This window comes from Microbacterium altimontanum (assembly GCF_058349865.2).
In genome coordinates this window covers 128301-150173 of sequence record NZ_JBYRJB020000007.1, presented here as the reverse complement: position 1 = coordinate 150173, position 21873 = coordinate 128301, and the positions used below count along the sequence as shown (strand labels likewise).

Genomic DNA, 21873 nt, shown 5'->3' with positions numbered 1-21873 from the left:
TTACCCGAGGAGTCGACGATGACCGCGGTGACAACCACAGACGACGAGACCCAGCAGGCGGCGTTCGACGCGCTCGTCGAGGCCGACTCGCGCATCGAACCGCGCGACTGGATGCCCGAGGCGTACCGCAAGACGCTCATCCGGCAGATCTCGCAGCACGCGCACTCCGAGATCATCGGCATGCAGCCCGAGGGCAACTGGATCACCCGGGCGCCGAGCCTCAAGCGCAAGGCGATCCTGATGGCGAAGGTGCAGGATGAGGCGGGGCACGGACTCTATCTCTACTCGGCTGCGCAGACCCTCGGGATCGCCCGCGACGAGATGACCGAGCAGCTCATCAACGGGCGAGCGAAGTACTCGTCGATCTTCAACTACCCGACGCCGACGTGGGCCGACATGGGCGCCATCGGGTGGCTCGTCGACGGCGCGGCGATCGTGAATCAGGTGCCGCTGTGCCGCTGCTCCTACGGCCCATATGCGCGCGCCATGGTGCGGATCTGCAAGGAGGAGTCGTTCCACCAGCGACAGGGCTTCGAGATCCTGCTGACCCTCATGCAGGGGACGGATGCGCAGAGGGAGATGGCGCAGGACGCCGTCGACCGCTGGTACTGGCCGAGCCTCATGATGTTCGGGCCGCCCGACGACGAGTCGCCGAACTCGGCGCAGTCGATGGCCTGGAAGATCAAGCGGTTCAGCAACGACGAGCTGCGGCAGCGCTTCGTCGGGATGCTCGTGCCCCAGGCCGAGGTGCTCGGAGTGACCCTGCCCGACCCGGACCTCAAGTGGAACGACGAGACGCGGCAGTACGACATGAGCCCGATCGACTGGGACGAGTTCATGGCGGTGCTGAAGGGGCGCGGACCGATGAACGCCGTCCGCATCCAGAACCGCCGCACGGCGCACGAAGACGGCGCCTGGGTGCGCGAGGCCGCCGCCGAGTACGCGCGCAAGCAGGAACAGCGCGAACGGGAGGCGGCATGACCGAGACCTGGCCGCTCTGGGAGGTGTTCGTCCGCGCCGGACGCGGGCTCTCGCACGTGCACGTCGGCTCGCTGCACGCGCCCGACGCCGCGATGGCGGTGCGCAACGCCCGCGACCTGTACACCCGGCGCGGGGAGGGGGTGTCGATCTGGGTCGTCCGGTCCGACGCGATCACGACGAGCGATCCGGATGCGAAGGGCGCGTACTTCGAGAGCCCGGCCGGCAAGAACTACCGGCACGCGACCTACTACACCGCCAGCGAGGGGGTGCCGCACCTATGACCGGCTCCGGCGCCACCCATTCGACTCGGGCCTCCGGCCCTCGCTCAGGGACCACCCATTCGACTCGGGCCTCCGGCCCTCGCTCAGGGACCGCCCGAGCGGTGCACATCAGCGTCGACGAGGTCGAGCTCGCAGCCGAGCTGGCAGGTGAGGAGGGCCGCGTCGCGAGTCCGGATGTCGCGGAGTACGCGCTCTGGCTCGGCGACGACGCCCTCATCCTCGCGCAGCAGCTCGGCGGCTGGATCGCTCGTGCGCCCGAGCTCGAGGAGGACGTCGCCCTCGCCAACATCGCGCTCGACCAGCTCGGTCACGCCCGCAGCCTGCTGCGCTACGCCGGCACGGCGGACGGCCGCAGCGAAGACGACCTCGCGTACCTGCGCGACGAGCCCGACTTCCGCAGCGCCTGGCTCTTCGAGCAGCCGAACGGCGATTTCGCCCACACGATCGCGCGCGCGCTCGCCGCATCCGTCTACCAGTTCGCGCTGTACTCCGCGCTGCAGGAGTCGTCCGACCCGGTCCTCGCCGCCGTGGCCGCGAAGGCGGTCAGGGAGGTCGAGTACCACCGTGACCACGCGATCCAGTGGACGCTGCGCCTGGCGGGCGGCACCGACGAGTCGCGGCGACGCATGCTGCAGGCCGTCGACGACGTCTGGCCGTACGTCGCCGAGCTCTTCCAGGACGAGCAGCTGATCGACCGGCTCGAGGGCGTCGCGGTGCGGCCCTCGAGCCTCAAGGCCTCCTTCGACGACGTGATCGGCGCGGTGTTCGCGGAGGCCGAGATCGAGCCCCCCACCCGGTTCACGTCGTCGGGCGGCGGCCGCCGGGGCCAGCACTTCTCGAACCTCGGGTATGTGCTCGCCGAGATGCAGGTGCTGGCGCGGCAGCATCCGGGGGCGACATGGTGACCGGGGCCGATGTGCGCCAGCGGGCGTGGGATGTCGCATCCGCCGTGTGCGACCCCGAGGTGCCGGTGCTCACGATCGCCGACCTCGGCGTGCTCCGCGACGTCCGCATCGAGGACGAGCGCGTCGTCGTCACGATCACCCCCACGTACTCCGGATGCCCGGCCGTCGACGCGATCCGCGACGACGTGATCCTGGCGCTGACCGCGGAGGGGTTCGCCGACGTCGAGGTGCGCACGGTGCTCGCCCCGGCGTGGACGACGGACTGGATGAGCGACGACGGCAAGCGCAAGCTCGAGCGGTTCGGCATCGCCCCGCCGACGGGTCGGCGCGCGGCGGGACCCATTCCGCTGCGGCTGTCGGTCCGCTGCCCGCACTGCGGGTCGCTCGACACCCGCGAGATCGCCCGCTTCGGCTCCACCGCGTGCAAGGCGCTCTACGAGTGCCGCGGCTGCCTCGAGCCGTTCGACCACTTCAAGGCGCACTGATGGCGGCCGACACGGCGGAAGCCGAACGCCTCGCCGACGCGTTCCTCGCCGGAGCTGTCGGCGGCCCGACCCCGCGCGGCCGCGCGCGCTTCCACACCCTGACGGTCTCCGACGTACGACCGCTCACCGACGACGCCGTCGAGGTCACGTTCGCGGTGCCCGACGACCTCCGCGCGGAGTACGACTATCTCGCCGGGCAGCACGTCGCCCTGCGCGTGCAGCTCGACGGACAGGAGCTGCGCCGCTCCTACTCGCTGTGCCGTCCCCCTGCCGGCGGCGCCCTGAGTGTCGCGATCAAGCGCGACCTCGGCGGCCGGTTCTCGACCTGGGCGCAGACCGAGCTGCACCCTGGTGACACGATCGACGTGATGAGCCCGCAGGGCTCGTTCACGACGCGGCTGCCCGACCTGGACGGCCGGCACCTCGTCGGCATCGCCGCCGGAAGCGGGATCACGCCGCTCATGGCGCTCGCCGCCACGGTGCTCGCGCGCAGCGCGACATCCCGGTTCACCCTGATCTACACGAACCGGTCACGCTCCGACGTGATGTTCCTCGACGACCTCGCCGACCTGAAGGATCGCCATCCGGGGCGGCTCGCGCTGCACCACGTCCTGTCGCGCGAGCAGCGCGCGGCACCGCTGCTGTCGGGCCGCATCGACGAGCAGAAGCTGCGCACCATGCTCGACGTGCTCGTGCCGCCGGCGACGGTCGACGAGTGGTTCCTCTGCGGGCCGTTCGAGCTCGTGCAGCTGTGCCGTGACACCCTCGTCGATCTCGGCGTGGAGCGTTCGCACATCAGGCACGAGCTGTTCACGACGGGGGAGCCGGGGCAGCCGCTGCCGAGCGCCGGTCGCCCCGTCACTGTGAAGACGGATGAGCCGGTGCGGCACATCCGGTTCACGCTCGACGGGCAGGAGGCGAGCGTCGACAGCCCCGACAGCGCGCACGAGACGATCCTCAACGCCGCGCTGCGGGTGCGCCCCGACGTGCCGTTCGCCTGCGCCGGGGGAGTCTGCGGCACGTGCCGTGCGCGCCTCGTCGAGGGCGATGTGCGCATGACGGAGAACTTCGCGCTCGAACCCGACGAGCTCGAGCGCGGCTACATCCTGACCTGCCAATCGCATCCGACGACCGAGTCCGTCGTCGTCGACTACGACGTGTGAGGAGCATCCGTGATCGAATCGCGGGTCGACGGCGGTGTCGCCGAGATCGTGCTGAACGCCCCCGACAAGCTGAACGCCCTCGACGAGCAGGCGCTGCGCGACCTCGACGCGGCGTACGCCGACGCCGCGCAGGCGAACGTGCGCGCGCTGCTGCTGCGCGGTGAGGGGCGTGCGTTCTGCGCCGGTCGCGACATCGCCGGCGTGGATCCCGCCACCGACGACGTGCCGGGATACCTCGACGGCCTGCTCACGCCTCTGCTGCGACGGATGGCGGCGTTCCCCGCCCCGACGTTCGCCGCGGCGCAGGGAGCCTGCCTGGGTGTCGGCCTCGGACTGCTGATCGCCACCGACGTCGTGTACGTCGCCGACACGGCGAAGATCGGCTCTCCCTTCGCGGCGTTGGGCGCGACGCTCGATTCCGGGGGACATGCGCTGTTCGCCGAGCGGCTCGGGCCGCACAAGACGCTCGACCTGATCTACACCGGGCGGCTGATGTCGGGAGAGGAGGCGGTGACCTCCGGTCTGTTCTCGCGGTCGCTGCCGGCCGACGATGTGCGGGGTGCGGCGTCCGCCGCCGCACGGAAGGCCGCCGCCGGCGCGACGGCCGCGTTCCTCGCGAGCAAGATGATCGTCACACGGCTGCGCGACGAGCGGATGAACCTGTGGGAGACGATGGCGGCGGAATCCCTTGCGCAGACGCAGCTTGCGCAGACCGACGACTATCGAGAGGGCTTCGCGGCTTTCCAGGAGAAGCGGCAACCGCGATTCGAGGGCCACTGATCCTGTGCTGCGTCGAGGGGCGCCCAGGAGCGCCGTTCGCGCTGAGCGTACGTCCCGTTCTTGCGGAGTGAGTGCTCACTCACTAGTTTCGTACGGGTGACGGATCCGGCAGAGACCCTCGAGGCGCCCGCAGCGGACCGCCCCGGCGCCGAGCCCGTGTCGCCGGGGCAGCGCACGCGCGCCGAGCCCATGGCGCCCGAGCAGCGCCGCGCGATGATCGCCGAGCAGGCGCTGCCGCTGTTCCTCGAGCATGGGGCAGCGCTCACGACGCGTCAGATCGCCGAGGAGCTGGGCCTCGCCGAGGGGACGATCTTCCGCGCATTCGGCGACAAGGAGACGCTCGTCCGCGCGGTGGTCGAGACGTTCTTCGCGCAGGGCCGCGCACGGCTCGCGGAGGGGCTCGTCGACCCCGCGCTGCCGCTCGAAGACAAGGTCGCCGCGCTCGTGCACGGCACGCGGGTGTGGACGCAGAAGATGATGCGGGTGCTCTCGCTCGTTCCGCGCGACGACATCCCCGCTCTCTTCGGCGAGCCGCGCGACGACGCCTACCGCACCGCGGTGGCGGAGGTGTTCGCTCCCAACGCCGACGAGCTCACGATCGAGGTCGATCGGATGGCCTCGATCCTGCGGATGGCGGGGATGGCCGCCAACGCCGCCCGATTCGACGGACATGCCGCGTTCACCGACGAGGAGCTCGTCCATTTCATCCTCCACGGCATCGCGGGACGCCCCCGCGGAAGGGACTGACATGCTGGGAAGAATCCTCGCCCGCTACCTCGCGCCGGGCTGGCCGCTCATCGTCGGCGTGCTCGTCTTCCAGATCGCCCAGGCGCTCGCCTCGCTGTGGCTGCCGACCCTTCAGGCGGACATCATCGACGAGGGAGTGCTGAAGGGCGACATCGGCTTCATCTGGCGCACCGGCGGCATCATGCTCGCGATCAGCTTCGTGCAGATCGTGTGCTCGATCGTCGCGGTGTATTTCGGGTCACGCCTCGCGATGGGCCTCGGTCGCGACATCCGTCGTGATCTGTTCCATCGTGTGGTCGCGTTCTCGCAGCGCGAGGTGGGCCAATTCGGTGCTCCGTCGCTGATCACCCGCAACACGAACGACGTGCAGCAGGTGCAGATGCTCGTGCAGATGTCGGCGACCCTCATGGTCTCGGCGCCGATCCTCGCGATCGGCGGAGTGATCTTCGCGATCCAGCAGGATGTCGGGCTCTCGTGGCTGATGGCGGTCGCCGTGCCTGTGCTGCTCGTCATCGTCTCGCTCATCGTGGTGCGGATGGTGCCTGCGTTCCGCGCGATGCAGCGTCGCATCGACCGCGTCAACCAGGTGATGCGCGAGCAGCTGACCGGCATCCGCGTCGTGCGCGCCTTCGTACGCGAGCGCCAGGAGCACGGCCGCTTCGAGCGCGCGAGCGCCGACGTGATGGAGTCGGGCGTGCGGGCGGGGAACCTGATGGCGATCATGTTCCCGGCCGTCATGCTCGTGCTGAACGTCTCGGGTGCGGCGGTGATCTGGTTCGGCGCGTCGCAGGTACAGGACGGCGACGCGCAGATCGGCACGCTGTTCGCGTTCCTCACGTACCTGATGCAGATCCTCATGGGCGTCATGATGGCGACGTTCATGTTCGTCATGGTGCCGCGCGCGGCCGTCTGCGCGGGCCGCATCGGAGAGGTGCTCGAGACCGAGCCCTCGGTCGTCGCACCGGCGGGGCCGGTGACGGCCGAGCCGTTCGCCGAGCGCGGCGAAGACCTCGACGAGGAGCTCGAGCGCCTCCAGTCCGAGGCACAGCCGCGCGGCCGCGTCGTGTTCGACCACGTCGACTTCGTCTATCCCGGCGCCGACGACGCCGTGCTGCACGACATCTCGTTCACCGTCGAGCCCGGCACGACGACGGCCATCATCGGGTCGACGGGATCGGGCAAGACGACGCTCATCGGCCTCGTGCCGCGTCTGTTCGACGTGACCGGGGGACGCGTCACTGTCGACGGATTCGATGTGCGGGAGCTCGACCCCGACGAGCTGTGGAAGAAGATCGGCCTGATCCAGCAGCGCGCGTTCCTCTTCTCCGGCACGATCGCGTCGAACCTCCGCTACGGCGACGCCGCGGCGACCGACGACGACCTCTGGGAGGCCCTCGACATCGCGCAGGCCAAGGACTTCGTGGCCGCTCTGCCCGAGGGCCTGGATGCCGCGGTCGCGCAGGGCGGAACGAACTTCTCCGGCGGGCAGCGCCAGCGGCTGTCGATCGCCCGCGCCCTCGTGCACCGCCCCGAGGTGTACATCTTCGACGACTCGTTCTCGGCGCTGGACCTGCGCACGGATGCCGCGCTGCGGCACGCGCTCGACGAGCGGCTGCCCCAGGCGACGCGCCTCGTGGTGGCGCAGCGGGTCTCGACGATCCGCCACGCCGACCAGGTCGTCGTGCTCGAGCACGGCCGAGTCGTCGGCATCGGCACTCATGACGAGCTCGCGGAGTCGAACGAGACCTACCGCGAGATCGTCGATTCGCAGCTCTCGGCACAGGAGGCAGCATGAGCGGGCAGGGACCACGCGGCCGCGGGCCGATGGCGGGTGCGGGCGCTCCGGCGCAGAAGGCGCAGAACTTCGGGCCGAGCGCGAAGCGCCTGCTCGGGATGCTGCGGCCCGACGCGCTCTGGCTCGCGATCGTCGTCGCGTTCGGCGTCGTGAGCGTCACCCTCAGCGTCATCGGACCGAAGCTCCTCGGCCAGGCGACGAACGTCGTGGTGGCCGGGTTCGTGTCGATGCAGTTCAAGGACGTGCCGCCCGGCGTGACGAAGGCGCAGATCATCGAGCAGATGCGGGCGTCCGGCAACGGCCAGGTCGCCGACATGCTCGCGGGGATGCAGTTCACGCCCGGGCAGGGCATCGACTTCGCCCACCTCGCGTGGCTCATCGGGGCCGTTCTGACGGTGTACATCGTGTCGGCCGTCTTCATGTGGCTGCAGGGCCGCATCCTGAACGTCGTCGTGCAGCGCGCGATGCACCGCATCCGCATGCAGGTCGAGGAGAAGCTGCACCGCCTGCCGCTGTCGTACTACGACCGCACGCAGCGCGGCGAGCTGCTCAGCCGGGTCACGAACGACGTCGACAACATCGGTCAGACGCTGCAGCAGAGCATGTCGCAGGTCGTGATCTCGCTGCTGACGGTGGTCGGCGTGCTCATCATGATGTTCGCGATCTCGCCGCTGCTCGCAGTGATCGCGCTCGTCACCGTGCCGCTGTCGATCGTGATCACGGTGCTCGTCGCCAAGCGCTCGCAGAAGCTGTTCGTCGCACAGTGGGCGGCCACCGGCGTGCTGAACGCCCGCGTGGAGGAGACGTTCTCGGGTCACGCGGTCGTGAAGGTGTACGGGCACCAGCGCGACGTGGAAGACGACTTCAGCCGCGAGAACGAGGCGGTGTTCCGCGCGAGCTTCGGCGCCCAGTTCGTCTCGGGCATCATCATGCCGGCGATGATGTTCGTCGGGAACCTCGTGTACGTCGGCATCGCCGTCGTCGGCGGACTGCAGATCGCGAACGGTCTCATCTCGATCGGCGATGTGCAGGCCTTCATCCAGTACTCCCGGCAGTTCACGCAGCCGCTGAGCCAGCTCGGGTCGATGGCGAACCTGCTGCAGTCGGGAGTCGCCAGCGCCGAGCGCGTGTTCGAACTGCTCGACGAGCCCGACGAGTCGCCGGACGCGGATCCCGCGCAGACGGTGCCCGACGACGCCAGCCGCCTCGCGTTCGACGACGTCGCCTTCCGGTACGTCCCCGACAAGCCCCTCATCGACGAGCTGAGCCTGACCGCCGAGCCCGGCAGCACCGTCGCGATCGTCGGGCCGACCGGCGCCGGCAAGACGACGCTCGTGAACCTCGTGATGCGGTTCTACGACGTCGACAGCGGCCGGATCGTCCTCGAGGGACTCGACACCCGCGCCATGACGCGGGACGACCTCCGCCGCCGCACCGGCATGGTGCTCCAGGACACCTGGCTGTTCTCGGGGACGATCCGGGAGAACATCCTGTACGGCCGGCCCGATGCAACCGAGCAGGAGATCGTGGATGCGGCGACCGCCGCCTACGTCGACCGCTTCGTGCACGCGCTGCCCGACGGCTACGACACCGTGCTCGACGATGAGGCGACGAACCTCTCCGCCGGAGAGCGTCAGCTCGTCACGATCGCCCGCGCGTTCCTGGCGAACCCGAGGATCCTCATCCTGGACGAGGCGACGAGCTCGGTCGACACCCGCACTGAGCTGCTCATCCAGCGGGCGATGTCGAATCTGCGCGCAGACCGGACCTCGTTCGTCATCGCACACCGACTGTCGACGATCCGCGACGCCGACCTGATCCTCGTGATGGAGGAGGGGCACATCGTCGAGCAGGGCCGGCACGACGAGCTGCTCGCCGCGCGCGGAGCGTACTGGCGGCTGTACAACGCGCAGTTCGAGGCCCCGGTGGTCGACTCCGGCGCACCGCCCGTTCCGGCGATGGCGGGAGCGCCGGTGGGCGGGAACGCTCCCGCGCCGGCGGCCCGCGAGCCGGAGGGCGAGGACGGCGTCAACTAGTATGTGAACGTCGTCGGCCACCCTCGACGGCGCCGCTCCACCGTGAGGGAGGACCCGCGTGCCCGACGTGCGCACTGGATCGCGATCGATTCCGTCGAACGATGGCGCCGTCGATCTCGCGTGGGCGGCCGCCACCGATGTGGGCCGCCGCCGCGAGGTGAACCAGGATGCGCTGCTCGCCGAGTACCCGCTGTTCGTGGTCGCCGACGGCATGGGCGGGCATATCGGCGGCGAGATCGCCAGCACGAGCACGATCGAGCGGCTGCGTCCGGTGGCCGAGTCGGGCACGGTCACGCCCAAGGCGATCGAGAAGGCGCTCTCGCGTGCGGTGAAGGACATCGCATCGCATCCTGAATCCACCGACGACGGCACCGGCACGACGGTCACGGGAGTGTACTTCGACCACGCCGCGAGCGACCCGCACTGGGTGACGCTGAACATCGGCGATTCCCGGGTGTACCTCGTACGCGACGGGCAGATCGTGCAGATCACCACCGACCACTCGGTCGTGCAGGAGCTCATCGCCGCCGGCCGGCTCAGCCCCGAAGAGGCCGAGAACCACCCGTACGGGAACGTCATCACCCGCGCCGTCGGCGCGACCGACAGTGTCAAGCCCGACTACGTGCGGCTCGACCTCGTCGACGGCGACCGCTTCGTGATCTGCTCCGACGGGCTGACGAAGGAGCTCACCGACTACGGAATCCAGCACTTCCTGGCCGAGCATCCCGAGCCGGCCGAGGCCGTCGCGGCGATGCTCGACGCGGCGCTGGAGAACGGCGGACGGGACAACATCTCGATCATCGTCCTCGACGTGACCGTCCACGGGTCGAGCCGCCGCACGGTCGACGACGACTTCGACGACACGGCCGAGTCCGGCGGAGCGAACGCCGGCGCCGACGCCGGCCGCGGCGGCGCCTCCACAGACGCCGGCTGACGAGCGGTTCTCCACCGATCCGCGGGGGCCCGGCACGGACAGGGCCGCCCGGGTCTTGACTGGGAGCTATGTCCTGGCTCACCGCTTCTCCCGACGCGACGGCTCTCGAGCGCCCCGCACGCGACGACGATGCGGACGACGGCGCCCTGCGCCTCCCGCAGTCGGCTCCGCCCGCGCGACGGAGCACGATCCCGCTCGTGGCGTCGGCCGTGCCGGTCGTCGCGGCGGTGGGCCTGTGGCTCGCGACCGGTACGACCACGATGCTCTGGTTCGCCGCGCTCGGCCCCCTCATCGCGGTCGCCTCACTCGCCGACACCGCCCGGACCACCCGGCGCGACCGGCGCCTCGCCGCCCACGGCGCCGAGCGCGCACGCCGGCGCGCGACGGCCGCGATCGACGCGCGGCACGCGTCGGAGCGCGACGCACTCTGGGCGCGCCATCCGGACGTGCTGCGACTGCTCGAGCCCGAGGGGCCGCTCGACGAGGTCTGGCGTCCGGTCGCGGGCCGCGAGGGCACGCTCGTGGTGGGGTGCGGCCCGGCACGCAGCGCCGTGCGCCTCGAGGGCGGAGACGACGACGCCGAGACCCGCGAGCTGCGTCGCCGTGCGGCACGGCTGGATGCCGCCCCTGTCGCCGTTCCGGCCTCCGGCGGCGTGGCGGTGGTCGGGCCTCCCGCCCTCGCGGCCGCGGTCGTGCGCGCCCTCGTGCTGCAGTTGTGTCTGGCGCTGCCGCCCGGCCGGCTGCGCATCCGCCCGCTGGACGGTGGCGCCGACATCGACGAGTGGCTGGCCGGTCTCCCGCACGCCGCTGCCCGCCCGAGGCGCACCGATCGCCACGATGCGCTGATGCTCGCGGTCTGCGGGCCGCGGGATACGACTCCCGCCGATGCTGACATCGTCATCGCGCGCGTGACACCGGGCGAGCCGGCTCCGCCGCGCTGCCGTGCCGTGCTCACGCTCACCGGAATCGACACCGCGCGGCTCGCGCGCGACGGCGAGTCGACGCACGTCCAGATCGAGGGGATCGGTGCCGAACAGGCGCGTGCCGTCGCGCGCTCGCTCGCCGAGCGTGCCGAGGCGGCCTTCGGCCCGACCGCATCCGACGACCCGGTCGGGCTCGCGGACCTCCTCGCGGCCGACTCCACCCGTGCCGGGGCCGGAGCGTCGGACGTCCCGTCACGTTCGGGGCTCTCGGCCGTCGTCGGGACGGCAGGTGGCCGGCCGTTCCGCCTCGACCTGGTCGCCGACGGGCCGCACGCCGTCGTCGCCGGGGTGACCGGCTCCGGCAAGAGCGAACTCCTCACCACGTGGGTCACCGCACTGTGCGCGCGGTACACCACCGACGAGGTGACGTTCCTGCTGGCCGACTTCAAGGGCGGTACGGCGTTCGACGCCCTCGCGGGCGTGCCGCACGTGACCGGCGTCATCACCGACCTCGACGCACGCGGCGCGGGCAGGGCGCTGCAGAGCCTGCGTGCGGAACTGCGGCGGCGCGAGGCCGAGATCGTGCGTGCCGGCGGCCGCGACATCGATGACACGGATCTTCCGCGCCTGGTCATCGTCGTCGACGAGTTCGCCGCGCTGCTGGCCGGTCACCCCGAGCTGCACGAGCTGTTCACCGACATCGCGGCCCGCGGCCGAGCGCTCGGGATGCACCTCATCCTCGGCACGCAGCGTGCGACCGGCGCCTTCCGCGACGCGCTGCTCGCGAACTGTCCCCTGCGCATCAGCCTGCGTGTCACCGACCCGGCGGACAGCCGCCTGCTCGTGGGCACGGAGGACGCCGCCGCGCTGTCTGGAGCAGCCGAGCACCGCGGTGTGGCGCTCGTGCGGCGCGGCGCCGACGCCGACCCGACGACGGTGCGGATCGCGCTGTCGTCCGCGCAGCTCGTCGCGTCGGTCGCGGCCCGCGCACGCGGTCCGGTGCCGCGTCGCCCGTGGCTTCCCGCGCTTCCGGCACAGCTGTCGCTGGCCGAGGCATCCGCATCCGCCCCGCCGGGCGTCGTGCTGGGGCGCGCCGATGAACCGGAGCGGCAGCGGCAGTCGCCGGTGGTCCTCGAGCCGGGTGACCGCGGGCTGTGCGCGGTCGGAATGCCGGGCTCGGGCCGCACGTCGCTTCTCGAGCTCGTCGCCGCACAGGCGGGCACGGCGGTCTGGATCCCGCCGCACCCGGAGGCCGCATGGGACGTCGTCGCACGGCTCGCCGACGCCGTGCCCGAGCACGGAACCGTCATCCTCGCCGACGACCTCGACGCCCTGCTCGCGCAGTTCCCGCTCGATTACGCCCAGGCGCTGGGGGAGCGGCTCGAGCGGCTCTTCCACGCGGCCGGAGGCGGCGGGCCGCAGGTCGTGATGTCGGCGCAGCGCGTGACCGGGGCGCTGTCGCGCCTCGCCGATCTCGTGCCGCGTCGGGTGATCCTGCGCTGCGCCTCACGCATCGACGTCGTGAGCGCCGGCGGCGAAGCCTGCGACTTCGACGACCGGATGCCGCCGGGCCGCGCCGTTCTCGACGGGGCCCTCGTGCAGCTGGCGAGGTCGCCGCGGCCCGCCGTTCACCCCGCGTACGACCCGATGTCGTGGCGGCCGCACGACGGACTCACCGGAGTGGTCACCCGCCCCGGCGCGGCACGCGCCGTCGCCGCGCACGCCGACGCCTCGGGTGCCGAGACGATCACGGTCGATGCGGCCGCCGCGCGCTCGGTCGACGGCGTCGCCGGGCCGCTCGTCGTCATCGGCGACGGCGAGCAGTGGCAGCGATCGTGGCGCCTGCTGCAGACCGTCCGTTCCGAGGGCGACCTGCTGGTCGATGCCGGATGCGGCGCCGACTACCGGCTGCTCACCGGCGACCGCGCACTGCCGCCGTACTGCCTGCCCGGCCGCGGCCGGGCGTGGCTCGTGCGGGGCGGGGCGGCGCCGGTTCGCGTGGTCGTACCGGGATGATCAGCCGGCCGATCAGCCGATGAGCCGGTCGACCGGCGTGTGCTCCTGACCGTGCGCGGCGGCGACGCCGGCGTTCGCGATCTTGCCCTCGACCGTGTTCAGACCCGCTGCGAGCGCGGGATCGGCACGGAGCGCGTCGCGCCATCCGCGCCGCGCGATCTGCCGGATGTACGGCAGCGTCGCGTTCGTGAGCGCCGACGTGGACGTGTTCGGCACCGCTCCCGGCATGTTCGCGACGCAGTAGAAGACGCTGTCGTGTACGGGGAACGTCGGGTCGTCGTGCGTGGTGGGATGCGTGTCGGCGAAGCAGCCGCCCTGGTCGACGGCGATGTCGACGAGGACCGATCCCGGCCGCATCCGCGCGACCATGTCGTTCGTGACGAGCTTCGGCGCCTTCGACCCGGGCACGAGCACCGATCCGATCACGAGATCGGAGTCGACGACGGCGCGATCGAGATCGAGCGGGTTCGACGCCGCCGTCTTCACGCGGCCCTGGAAGTGCTCGTCGAGGTAGCGCAGACGCTGGACGTTCGTGTCGAACACCGTCACGTCGGCTCCGAGGCCCGCGGCGATGATCGCGGCGTTCGCGCCGGCCACCCCGCCGCCGATGATCGTCACGCGCGCCGGGCGGGTTCCCGGAACGCCCGACATGAGGAGGCCGAGACCGCCCGACGACCTCATGAGGGTGTGCGCACCGACCATCGGGGCCAGCCGCCCGGCGACCTCGCTCATCGGCGCCAGCAGCGGCAGTGAGCCGTTCGGCAGCTGCACCGTCTCGTATGCGATCGCCGTCACGCCGTCGTGCAGGAGCCGCTCGGTGAGGGCACGGTCGGCGGCGAGGTGGAGATACGTGAACAGCACGAGGTCGTCGCGGAAGTAGCCGTACTCGGTCGCGACCGGCTCCTTCACCTTCAGCAGCAGCTCGGCGCGCTCCCAGACCTCGGCGACGTCGGCGAGCATCGTCGCCCCGGCGGCCTCGTACTCCGCATCCGGCATCGACGAGCCGATGCCGGCGCCGCGCTGCACGAACACCTCGTGCCCTGCCGAGACCAGGTCGTGCACGCCGGCCGGCGTGAGAGCGACCCGGTACTCGTTGTTCTTGACCTCTGCGGGGACGCTGATCCTCATCGTGGGTCCTTTCCGCTCCTGGTGGGAGCTCGGTCGGGCTCCGACACTGGAGCCGATCTAGAACGCGGGGCGGATGGCCCCGACATCCCGTCCGCCGCCGGTGACGGCGAGCGGAAGCTGTGCGGCCGTCTCCGCGACCGACGACGGGTCGAGGGAGCCGGCCAGCTCGAGGAGGCGCAGCGCCACGATCGCCGAGGCGCGCGACGACCCGTCGAGCATCTTCAGCGCCACCGTGGTGCCGTCGGGGGCGACCATGATCTGCACGCCCTCGGCGCCGAACTTCGAGAACACCCCGAGCCGCTCCACCACGATCGTGTCGGCCTGGCCGGGCCCGGCGATGGTCCACGGGTTCTCGCGCACCGCGCGCACGAGCGCGCCGGCGTTGCGGTGCAGCGCGAACGGCGAGCTGGCCGACGATGTGCCGATGCGGTGCATGGCCCTCCCGAGCGCAGCGAGCGTGACAGCGTGCACCGGGGCACCGCATCCGTCGATCGCGGTCGCCGCGACCCGCGCGCCGGTGAGGCGCTCCACGAGCTCACGGATCTGCACCTGCAGGGGATGGTTCACGTCGAGGTATCCCGTCGTGTCCCAGCCGGCCGTGCGGCAGGTCAGGAGCATTGCGGCATGTTTTCCCGAGCAGTTCATGCGGATGCGCGCCGGTTCGGCGTGATCGCGGATCAGCTCCGCACGCGTCGCGGCGTCGGTCGGCCAGGCGGCGGGGCAGCCCAGGTCGTCCTCGCCCAGTCCGCCGGCGGCCAGGATGTCGCGGACCACGGCGACATGCCGATCGGTGCCCGTGTGACTGGCCGTCGCCATGGCGAGCTGCTCACCGGTGAGCGGTGCTCCGGCACCGAGGCACGCGAGGGCCTGGATCGGCTTCAGCGTCGAGCGGGGGAGGATCAGGGCGTCGGTATCGCCGTACTCCCGCACCGGTTCGCCATTGGGCCCGAGGACGATCGCCGTGCCCACGTGACGGGACTCGACGAACCCGCTGCGCTCGATCACGGCGAGCTCGACGGCGGCGTCGGCGGCGAAGGTCTGCGGCACGACTTCAGCCTAGCGCCGTGCCAGACTGGGCCCATGATCGGCGAGCACCACTACCGCCTGCGCGCGGTCTGGACGGGCAATCGGGGCGCCGGCACGACCGGCTATCGCGACTACGACAGGCTCGTGACGCTGTCGGCCGAGGGCAAGCCCGACCTGCACGCATCGTCGGACAAGCCGTTCCGGGGCGACCCGTCGCGCTGGAATCCGGAAGACCTCCTGGTGGGGGCGCTCAGCGAGTGCCACCTGCTGTCGTACCTGCACGCGTGCGTGGGCGCCGGTGTGGTGGTCGTGGGCTACAGCGACGACGCATCCGGTGTCATGCGCGAAGACGGGCGCGGCGGCGGTGCCTTCGAGGAGGTGGTGCTGCGGCCCCGCGTGCAGGTGGCGGATGCGTCCATGGTGGAGGCGGCGACGCAGGCCCACCATCAGGCGCACGAATGGTGCTTCATCGCGAACTCGGTGAACTTCCCGGTCCGCGTCGAGCCCGCCGTCGAGGTCGGCGTCAGCGACGCTCGTGCGGAAGGGCCTGCTTGATGCGCTCGATCGGCGTCTGGGCGGGCACCTCGTTGTAGGCGTGCGCGAGCTCCTGACCGCTCAGCGCGTGGATCGCCGCCATGATCTCGTCGGTCGCGAGGCGGCGCGCACGCCCCGAGGAGGCGGGACCGTGGGCGCTCACGTCGATCGGCTCGCCGAACCGCACCGACACGCGCGGGCGGAGCCGCGGAAGCTTCGCGCCGACCGGCATGATCTCGTTGGTCCCGACGAGGCCGACGGGGATCACCGGCGCCCCGGTCTGCAGGGCCAGGAACGCGACGCCGGTGCGGCCCTTGTACAGCCGCCCGTCGAGCGACCGGGTGCCCTCGGGATACAGGGCGATCGCCTCGCCGTCCTCCAGCAGCTGCTTCTGCTGATCGAGCGCCTCGAGCGCCGCCTGCCCCGCACCGCGGCGCACCGGGTTCGCGCCGAGCGCGGTGAAGAACGTCTTCGAGAACCAGCCCGACAGGCCCTTTCCCTCGAAGTACGCGGCCTTCGCGAGGAAGCGGACGTTGCGGGGGGACGAGACCGGGATCGCGATCGAGTCGATGAACGACAGGTGGTTGCTCGCGAAGATCACCGGGCCGCTGCGGGGCACATGCTCACGGCCGGTGATGTGCGGCCGATACAGCACACGCGCGAGCGGCGTCAGCACGAAACGGCCGACGGCGTAGGCGAACGCGACCGAGGTCGACGACGAACCGGGCGTGGCATCGGACGCGGGGATCTCCGGATCTGTCACCCATCGAGGGTACTGCCCCGCCCATTCCCGATGCGGAATAGCAGCGCAGTTCGGTCATGGTGCCCAGGCCGCGGTGACGGCTTTCCCAGCAAGCACTTGAGAAAGTGCGGGACGATGGACGTTCCGCCTTCCCCGAGAAATCTGAGGATCTCTGTGCGTATCCGCCCCATCATCGCTCTTTCGGCCGTCGCGCTCGCCGCGGTGGCGCTCGTCGGCTGCTCGTCGCAGGCAGCACCGAAGACGTCTCCCACGTCGACGTCGGCCGCCGCCGACCTGTGCACGGCGAAGGTCGCCTCCGGCGCCGCATCCGACGCCGTGAAGGTGACCGGCGAGGTCGGCAAGGAGGCGAAGATCAGCTTCACCAAGCCGCTGACCGTCGACAAGCTGCAGAGCACCGTCGTGACCGAGGGCAAGGGCGACAAGCTGAAGGCCGGCGACCTCGTGCAGTTCGCGCTCACCGAGTACAACGCGAAGACCGGCGACAAGAACGGCGCCATCGGGCAGACCGCGTCGAGCCTGCTGCCCCAGCAGGTCTCCGCCGACAGCGTGCTCGGCAAGGTGCTCGGCTGCGCGGGCGTCGGCACGCGCGTGGTCGCGACGATGCCCGGCGACGAGTCGACTCCGGCGAGCATCGACGTCGTCGACGTGCTGAAGATCGTGCCGACCGCCGCATGGGGCGCCGCGCAGGCTCCGGTGGCGGGAATGCCGACCGTCGAGCTCGCGAAGAACGGCACACCCTCGATCACGATCCCCAAGGGCGCCGCCGAGCCGAAGGACCTGAAGATCGCCGTCCTCAAGAAGGGCGACGGGGCGAAGGTCGCCGAGGGCGACCAGGTGCTCACCCAGTACCTCGGGGTCACCTGGGCCGACGGGAAGAAGTTCGACTCCAGCTGGGAGCGCGGCGCCCCCGCCCCCTTCAACACGCAGGGCGTGTACCAGGGCTTCGGCAAGGCCATGGTCGGGCAGACCGTGGGCAGCCAGGTCCTCGTCGTGATGCCGCCATCGATGGGCGACACCTCCGGGTCGCTCAAGGGGAAGACCCTCGTCTTCGTGATCGACATCCTCGGCGCGCAGCACGCGGGCACCCAGTAACGCGGTCCCGGCGCGCCGCGCGGCCCGGCATAGGCTGACGGGATGAGACGCGTCCTCATCCTCGGGTCCACCGGGTCGATCGGCACCCAGGCGCTCGACGTCATCCGCGCGAACCCGGGCCGGTTCGAGGTCGCCGGCCTCGCCGCCGGCACCGACGCCGAGGGCGTGGCGGCGCAAGCCGCTGAGTTCGCGGTCGAGCACACGGCGCTCGGCGCCGCCGAGGCCGAGCAGCTCGTCCGGGATGTCGACGCCGACGTCGTGCTGAACGGCATCACCGGCTCGGTGGGTCTCGGGCCGACGCTCGCGGCGCTGGAGAGCGGCCGCACGCTCGCCCTCGCGAACAAGGAGTCGCTCATCGTCGGGGGAGACCTCGTGACGGCGCTCGCGGCCCCGGGGCAGATCGTGCCGGTCGACTCCGAGCACTCCGCGATCGCGCAGGCGCTGCGTTCCGGCGCTCCCGCCGAGGTGCGCCGGCTCGTGCTCACCGCATCGGGCGGCCCGTTCCGCGGTCGCGGCCGCTCGTCGCTGCAGCAGGTCACCCCCGGGGAAGCGCTCGCGCATCCCACCTGGACGATGGGACGCATGGTGACCACGAACTCGGCGACCCTCGTGAACAAGGGGCTCGAGGTGATCGAGGCGCATCTGCTGTTCGCCGTGCCCTACGACAGGATCGACGTCGTCGTGCACCCCCAGTCCGTCGTGCATTCGATGGTCGAGTTCGTCGACGGATCCACGATCGCGCAGGCCTCGCCGCCCGACATGCGACTGCCGATCTCGCTCGGCCTCGACTGGCCGCACCGCGTCGCGGGGGTCGGCCGGCCCCTGGACTGGACGACCGCGTCGTCGTGGACGTTCGAGCCGCTCGACGGCGATGCATTCCCCGCCGTCGCGCTCGCGAAGCGCGTCGGCGCCGCCGGCGGCACGTATCCGGCGGTCTACAACGCGGCGAACGAGCAGGCGGTCGACGCGTTCCACGACGGCCGGCTGCCGTTCCTCGGCATCGTCGACACGATCGCCCGGGTCGTCGACGCACACGAGGCGCCCGGCGCGCTCACCCGCGAGACGCTCGGCGAGGCCGAGCGCTGGGCTCGCGCCGAAGCCGATCGGCTGATCGCTTCGCTCCCGGCGTGAACGCCGAGGGCGGTCAGGCCGGGCGCTCCGGATCGGAGGCCGGCGTGGAGTCCTCGGGATACGGCACCGGCCACTGCGGATCGGGCACGGCCCATCCGGCATCCCGCAGGGCGCGGCGCGACAGCTCGCGTGCGGAGTAGGGCGCTCGGCGTCCGCGGATGTCGCGGTAGTCCTGGTGGCCTGGCCCCGCCCACAGCACGGCGTCGCCGTCGCCCACGAGCTTCACGGTCTCGCGGATGGCGCGCTCGGGCGGCGAGAACTCGTGGATCTCGGCATCCGGGCGCGCCGAACGGGCACCCGCCACGAGCGTCGCACGGATCGCGTCGGGGTCCTCGAAGCGCGGATGGTGGTCGGTCACGACGAGGATGTCGCTGCCTTCCACGGCGGTGCGGGCCATGTCGTATCGCTTCGTCGCATCGCGGTCGCCGTCGGCGCCGAACAGCATCACGACCTTGCCCGGGGTCACCCGTCGCACCGCGGCGAGCGTCTTCTCGAACGCGTCGGGGGAGTGCCCGAAGTCGACGAAGATCGCCGGGCCCTCGGGACCCGACACCAACTGGGTGCGGCCGGGAAGGTACGCATCGATGCGTCGGCCGTCGAGCGCCGCGACGATGTCGTCCCACGGATAGCCGGCCTCGAGGATCATGACGATCGCGAGACCCGCGTTGGCCGCCATGTGACGGCCGATCGTCGGGACCACGGTCGTGAGCCGGCGCCCATCGCGCCCGTGCAGCGTGAAGGTGGTGCCGTCCTGGCGCTCCTCCACGATCTCGACGGTCCAGTCGGCGTCGGCCTCGGGATCCACCGCGATCGCCGGGGTGACGATCGTGGTGCACGGCACCTCGCAGCGGGCGACCACATCGACGCCCGACGCGGAGTCGAGGCACACGACGGCGCGGCGGGCGCGGGCCGCCGTGAACAGCGGCAGCTTCGCCTCGAAGTACTCGCGCATGTCGGCGTAGTCGTCGAGGTGGTCGTGGGACAGGTTCGTGAAGCCGGCGACGTCGAACATGAGACCGTCGACCCGGTGCCGACTGAGGGCCTGGGCGCTGACCTCGACCGCCACGGCCTGCACGCCTCGCTCCCGCATGAGCGCGAGCAGTGCGTGGAACTCGGATGCCTCGGGAGTGGTCAGCCGCGAGACGATGACCTCGCCGGCGATGTGCCGCTCCGCCGTCGAGGACAGCCCCGTGACCACGCCGAGCTGCCCGAGGACCCCCTCCAGCAGGTGCGAGACGCTCGTCTTGCCGTTCGTGCCGGTGGTGCCGAACAGCAGGGGCAGATCGTCGTGCGCGCCGGTCTGGTACACCCATGCCGAGAGATCCCCGAGCAGGGCGCGCGGATCGTCCACCACGATGAGCGGCAGCCCCGCGTCCGCCGCGATGTCGGCGCCGGCCGCGTCGGTGATGACGGCGACGGCGCCCTTCTGTGCAGCGGCGGCGGCGAACTCCGCGCCGTGCCGGAGGCCGCCGCGGATCGCGACGAACGCCTCGCCGGCGCGCAGGTCGGCGGTGGCGAGGGTGATGCCGGTCAGCGTCACGCCGTCGACGGTGCCGCGCACATCGCCCGAGAAGCGGGCGGCGAGCTCGGCGAGCGAGCGGATCGGGGGATGCTCCGGCCGCAGGACGGGCGGAAGGTTCGAGGGTGCGGAATCTGCGCTCATGGCTGGACAATCATCTCATCTCGCACCCTCGAGCCCTCCGTCAGCCGCGGGCGCGGCGGCGCGTGGCGGATGTGATCGCGACCGCCAGCGCGGCGACGCCGGCGACGAGGCCCCCCGCTCCGAGCCAGCGGGCCAGCGGGTCCGCCTCGGCCGTCGTGCCCTGCCCGGCTGCGTCGACGCCGTGGTGGTCCGCATCCGCGCCATCGGCCGACTTCGGGCCGACGGTCACCGCGGGCGCGGGCGTGTCGAGGTCCTCCGCGCTCTTGCCGGCGGGCGGGACCTGCGTCCAGTCGGTCTGGCCGGTCGTGCACTTCTGCACGACGGGGAAGGCGATGGTCTTCCCCTCAGCCGAGGTGTCGAACAGCACGTCCATCGACACGGAAGCGGAAAGGCCCGATTCGATGGGCTTGTCGGCCGTGTACACGACACGGGTGGGAACGCCGTTGTCACCGAGGGTGCGCTGGATGGTCCACCCGCCTTCGACCACGGGCGTGACGTTGCCGATCCCGTCGGGGATCGTCACCTCGAGGGCCGTGGTCGGGGCATCGTCGCAGCCGTGGTGGAACGTGAAGGTCAGCCCAGTCGTGGCGCCGGCGGGAGCGCTGTCGGGCCCCACCTCGACATGCGCGGACGCGGCAAGCGGCACGGCGACGGCGAGAAGAGCGCCGGCGGCGAGGCCGGCGCCCAGCCGGACGGCCGACCGGCGGCCGGCGCTCGTGCGGACGCGGCCGTGGCCGTGGACCGGGCGGGGAGAGGAGTGGGTGGTGCGGTTGTGCATGAGAGTCCTTCGATGTCTGCGGGCGCGACGAACGGCGTGCGGGCTCGACGAGCACCGCGCCGGTCGCGGGATGAGGGAGTGTCAGGCGCAGAGGGGCGGACCGCGCCGCAGCAGCGCGGTCTCGAAGAACCGGCGTGCGGGAGTGCGGCGGTCGTGGCCGTGCACGACGCGCACGACGGCGACGGGCGGGAGGTCGACGGCGATCGCCGGCAGGAGGCGCCGGATGCCGTGGCCGAGCGCACGCAGCATGCGCTCGCCGTCGTGCAGCAGTGCGACGGTGACGGCCGCCGCCACGAGATGGGCCGCGATCATCGGCGCCGACAGCGTGTGGACGCCGTCGTGCATCGCGTGGGCACTGTGCATCGCGTGGGCACTGGGCACCGCGACCATCGACATCGCGGAGTGGGCGTGGATGCCTGTCCCGGTCGGGAGGTAGGCCACCGCGCTGCTGTCGCCGAAGAGGGCGAACGCGCCGTGGAACACCGCCTGCGCGGCGGCGACGGCCGCCGTCGTGCGCATGGCGCGCGCCCGTCGGCCGATGAGTGCGACGGCGATCGGGGCGGCGAGCACGACCGCGATGCCGACCAGCATCGGCGACGGGGCGCCCCCGCCGGCGAGGGTGTGCGCCGTCGCGGCGATGACGACGGTGAGAGCGGATGCCGCGACGCCGCGCAGTGCGCGCAGCTGTCTCGTGACCCGGTCCACGACTCCA

Annotated in this window: 20 protein-coding genes; 14 read left to right on the top strand and 6 right to left on the bottom strand. The window is 71.6% G+C overall.

The features are described 5' to 3' along the window. Nucleotides 1-18 precede the first annotated feature (18 nt). From paaA to AC3RX1_RS13885, 11 genes are all read left to right on the top strand, one after another. The gene (gene paaA / locus AC3RX1_RS13935) at nucleotides 19-981 is read left to right on the top strand and encodes a 1,2-phenylacetyl-CoA epoxidase subunit PaaA (RefSeq protein ID WP_491501851.1); all 963 of its coding nucleotides are present in this window, start codon (nucleotides 19-21) and stop codon (nucleotides 979-981) included. Further along, the gene (gene paaB / locus AC3RX1_RS13930) at nucleotides 978-1262 is read left to right on the top strand and encodes a 1,2-phenylacetyl-CoA epoxidase subunit PaaB (RefSeq protein WP_491501850.1); all 285 of its coding nucleotides are present in this window, start codon (nucleotides 978-980) and stop codon (nucleotides 1260-1262) included. Before paaA ends, paaB begins: the two co-directional genes overlap by 4 nt. Next, nucleotides 1259-2167 carry a 1,2-phenylacetyl-CoA epoxidase subunit PaaC gene (gene paaC / locus AC3RX1_RS13925; protein ID WP_491501849.1) on the top strand — a complete coding sequence of 303 codons (909 nt, stop codon included), beginning with the start codon at nucleotides 1259-1261 and terminating at the stop codon, nucleotides 2165-2167. The genes paaB and paaC overlap by 4 nt, the downstream gene beginning before the upstream one ends. Next, complete coding sequence (gene paaD, locus AC3RX1_RS13920) at nucleotides 2161-2652, top strand: 1,2-phenylacetyl-CoA epoxidase subunit PaaD (protein ID WP_491501848.1); 492 nt, start codon at nucleotides 2161-2163, stop codon at nucleotides 2650-2652. The genes paaC and paaD overlap by 7 nt, the downstream gene beginning before the upstream one ends. Further along, entirely contained in the window at nucleotides 2652-3815 is a 1164-nt protein-coding gene (gene paaE / locus AC3RX1_RS13915; protein ID WP_491501847.1) for a 1,2-phenylacetyl-CoA epoxidase subunit PaaE, read from the top strand. Before paaD ends, paaE begins: the two co-directional genes overlap by 1 nt. A 9-nt stretch (nucleotides 3816-3824) precedes the next feature. Continuing rightward, the gene (locus AC3RX1_RS13910; protein WP_491501846.1) at nucleotides 3825-4595 is read left to right on the top strand and encodes an enoyl-CoA hydratase/isomerase family protein; all 771 of its coding nucleotides are present in this window, start codon (nucleotides 3825-3827) and stop codon (nucleotides 4593-4595) included. Nucleotides 4596-4691: 96 nt separating this feature from the next. Next, nucleotides 4692-5342 (top strand): TetR/AcrR family transcriptional regulator, encoded by a 651-nt coding sequence (locus tag AC3RX1_RS13905; RefSeq protein ID WP_491501845.1) that lies wholly within the window; start codon nucleotides 4692-4694, stop codon nucleotides 5340-5342. Nucleotide 5343: 1 nt separating this feature from the next. Continuing rightward, nucleotides 5344-7137 (top strand): ABC transporter ATP-binding protein, encoded by a 1794-nt coding sequence (locus tag AC3RX1_RS13900; protein WP_491501844.1) that lies wholly within the window; start codon nucleotides 5344-5346, stop codon nucleotides 7135-7137. Further along, nucleotides 7134-9173, top strand: coding sequence for an ABC transporter ATP-binding protein (locus AC3RX1_RS13895; RefSeq protein ID WP_491501843.1), 2040 nt, complete (start codon nucleotides 7134-7136; stop codon nucleotides 9171-9173). The genes AC3RX1_RS13900 and AC3RX1_RS13895 overlap by 4 nt, the downstream gene beginning before the upstream one ends. A gap of 58 nt (nucleotides 9174-9231) precedes the next feature. Then, on the top strand, nucleotides 9232-10107 hold the full coding sequence (locus tag AC3RX1_RS13890; RefSeq protein WP_491501842.1) for a PP2C family protein-serine/threonine phosphatase: 876 nt from the start codon (nucleotides 9232-9234) through the stop codon (nucleotides 10105-10107). Between the two features lie 68 nt (nucleotides 10108-10175). Continuing rightward, nucleotides 10176-13046: an FtsK/SpoIIIE domain-containing protein gene (locus AC3RX1_RS13885; RefSeq protein ID WP_491501841.1), complete on the top strand. Its 2871-nt coding sequence runs from the start codon at nucleotides 10176-10178 to the stop codon at nucleotides 13044-13046. A 12-nt stretch (nucleotides 13047-13058) separates the two neighbouring features. On the opposite strand, the gene ald is transcribed toward AC3RX1_RS13885, so the two are convergent. Both ald and AC3RX1_RS13875 read right to left on the bottom strand, forming a co-directional pair. Beyond that, a complete protein-coding gene (gene ald / locus AC3RX1_RS13880; RefSeq protein WP_491501840.1) occupies nucleotides 13059-14174 on the bottom strand; it encodes an alanine dehydrogenase in 1116 nt (371 codons plus the stop codon). A gap of 57 nt (nucleotides 14175-14231) precedes the next feature. Further along, nucleotides 14232-15221: an asparaginase gene (locus AC3RX1_RS13875; protein ID WP_491501839.1), complete on the bottom strand. Its 990-nt coding sequence runs from the start codon at nucleotides 15219-15221 to the stop codon at nucleotides 14232-14234. 33 nt (nucleotides 15222-15254) lie between these two features. Here AC3RX1_RS13875 and AC3RX1_RS13870 point away from each other — a divergent pair, with 33 nt between their 5' ends. Further along, nucleotides 15255-15755 (top strand): OsmC family protein, encoded by a 501-nt coding sequence (locus AC3RX1_RS13870; RefSeq protein WP_491501838.1) that lies wholly within the window; start codon nucleotides 15255-15257, stop codon nucleotides 15753-15755. Here AC3RX1_RS13870 and AC3RX1_RS13865 read toward each other — a convergent pair. Further along, nucleotides 15724-16482: a lysophospholipid acyltransferase family protein gene (locus tag AC3RX1_RS13865; RefSeq protein ID WP_491501966.1), complete on the bottom strand. Its 759-nt coding sequence runs from the start codon at nucleotides 16480-16482 to the stop codon at nucleotides 15724-15726. The two genes, AC3RX1_RS13870 and AC3RX1_RS13865, sit on opposite strands and share 32 nt — an antisense overlap. A gap of 168 nt (nucleotides 16483-16650) precedes the next feature. On the opposite strand from AC3RX1_RS13865, the gene AC3RX1_RS13860 reads away from it, so the two are divergent. Continuing rightward, nucleotides 16651-17589: an FKBP-type peptidyl-prolyl cis-trans isomerase gene (locus tag AC3RX1_RS13860; protein WP_491501837.1), complete on the top strand. Its 939-nt coding sequence runs from the start codon at nucleotides 16651-16653 to the stop codon at nucleotides 17587-17589. 42 nt (nucleotides 17590-17631) lie between these two features. After that, nucleotides 17632-18720, top strand: coding sequence for a 1-deoxy-D-xylulose-5-phosphate reductoisomerase (gene dxr, locus AC3RX1_RS13855; protein WP_491501836.1), 1089 nt, complete (start codon nucleotides 17632-17634; stop codon nucleotides 18718-18720). 13 nt (nucleotides 18721-18733) lie between these two features. Here the strand turns inward: dxr and AC3RX1_RS13850 are convergent, their stop codons facing one another. The 3 genes from AC3RX1_RS13850 to AC3RX1_RS13840 all read right to left on the bottom strand — a co-directional run bounded on the left by AC3RX1_RS13850 (nucleotide 18734) and on the right by AC3RX1_RS13840 (nucleotide 21866). Next, nucleotides 18734-20383 carry a Mur ligase family protein gene (locus AC3RX1_RS13850; protein WP_491501835.1) on the bottom strand — a complete coding sequence of 550 codons (1650 nt, stop codon included), beginning with the start codon at nucleotides 20381-20383 and terminating at the stop codon, nucleotides 18734-18736. Between the two features lie 40 nt (nucleotides 20384-20423). Continuing rightward, entirely contained in the window at nucleotides 20424-21161 is a 738-nt protein-coding gene (locus tag AC3RX1_RS13845; RefSeq protein ID WP_491501834.1) for a DUF1775 domain-containing protein, read from the bottom strand. An 81-nt stretch (nucleotides 21162-21242) separates the two neighbouring features. Next, nucleotides 21243-21866, bottom strand: a complete 624-nt coding sequence (locus AC3RX1_RS13840; protein WP_491501833.1) for a hypothetical protein — start codon at nucleotides 21864-21866, stop codon at nucleotides 21243-21245. Nucleotides 21867-21873 lie beyond the last annotated feature (7 nt).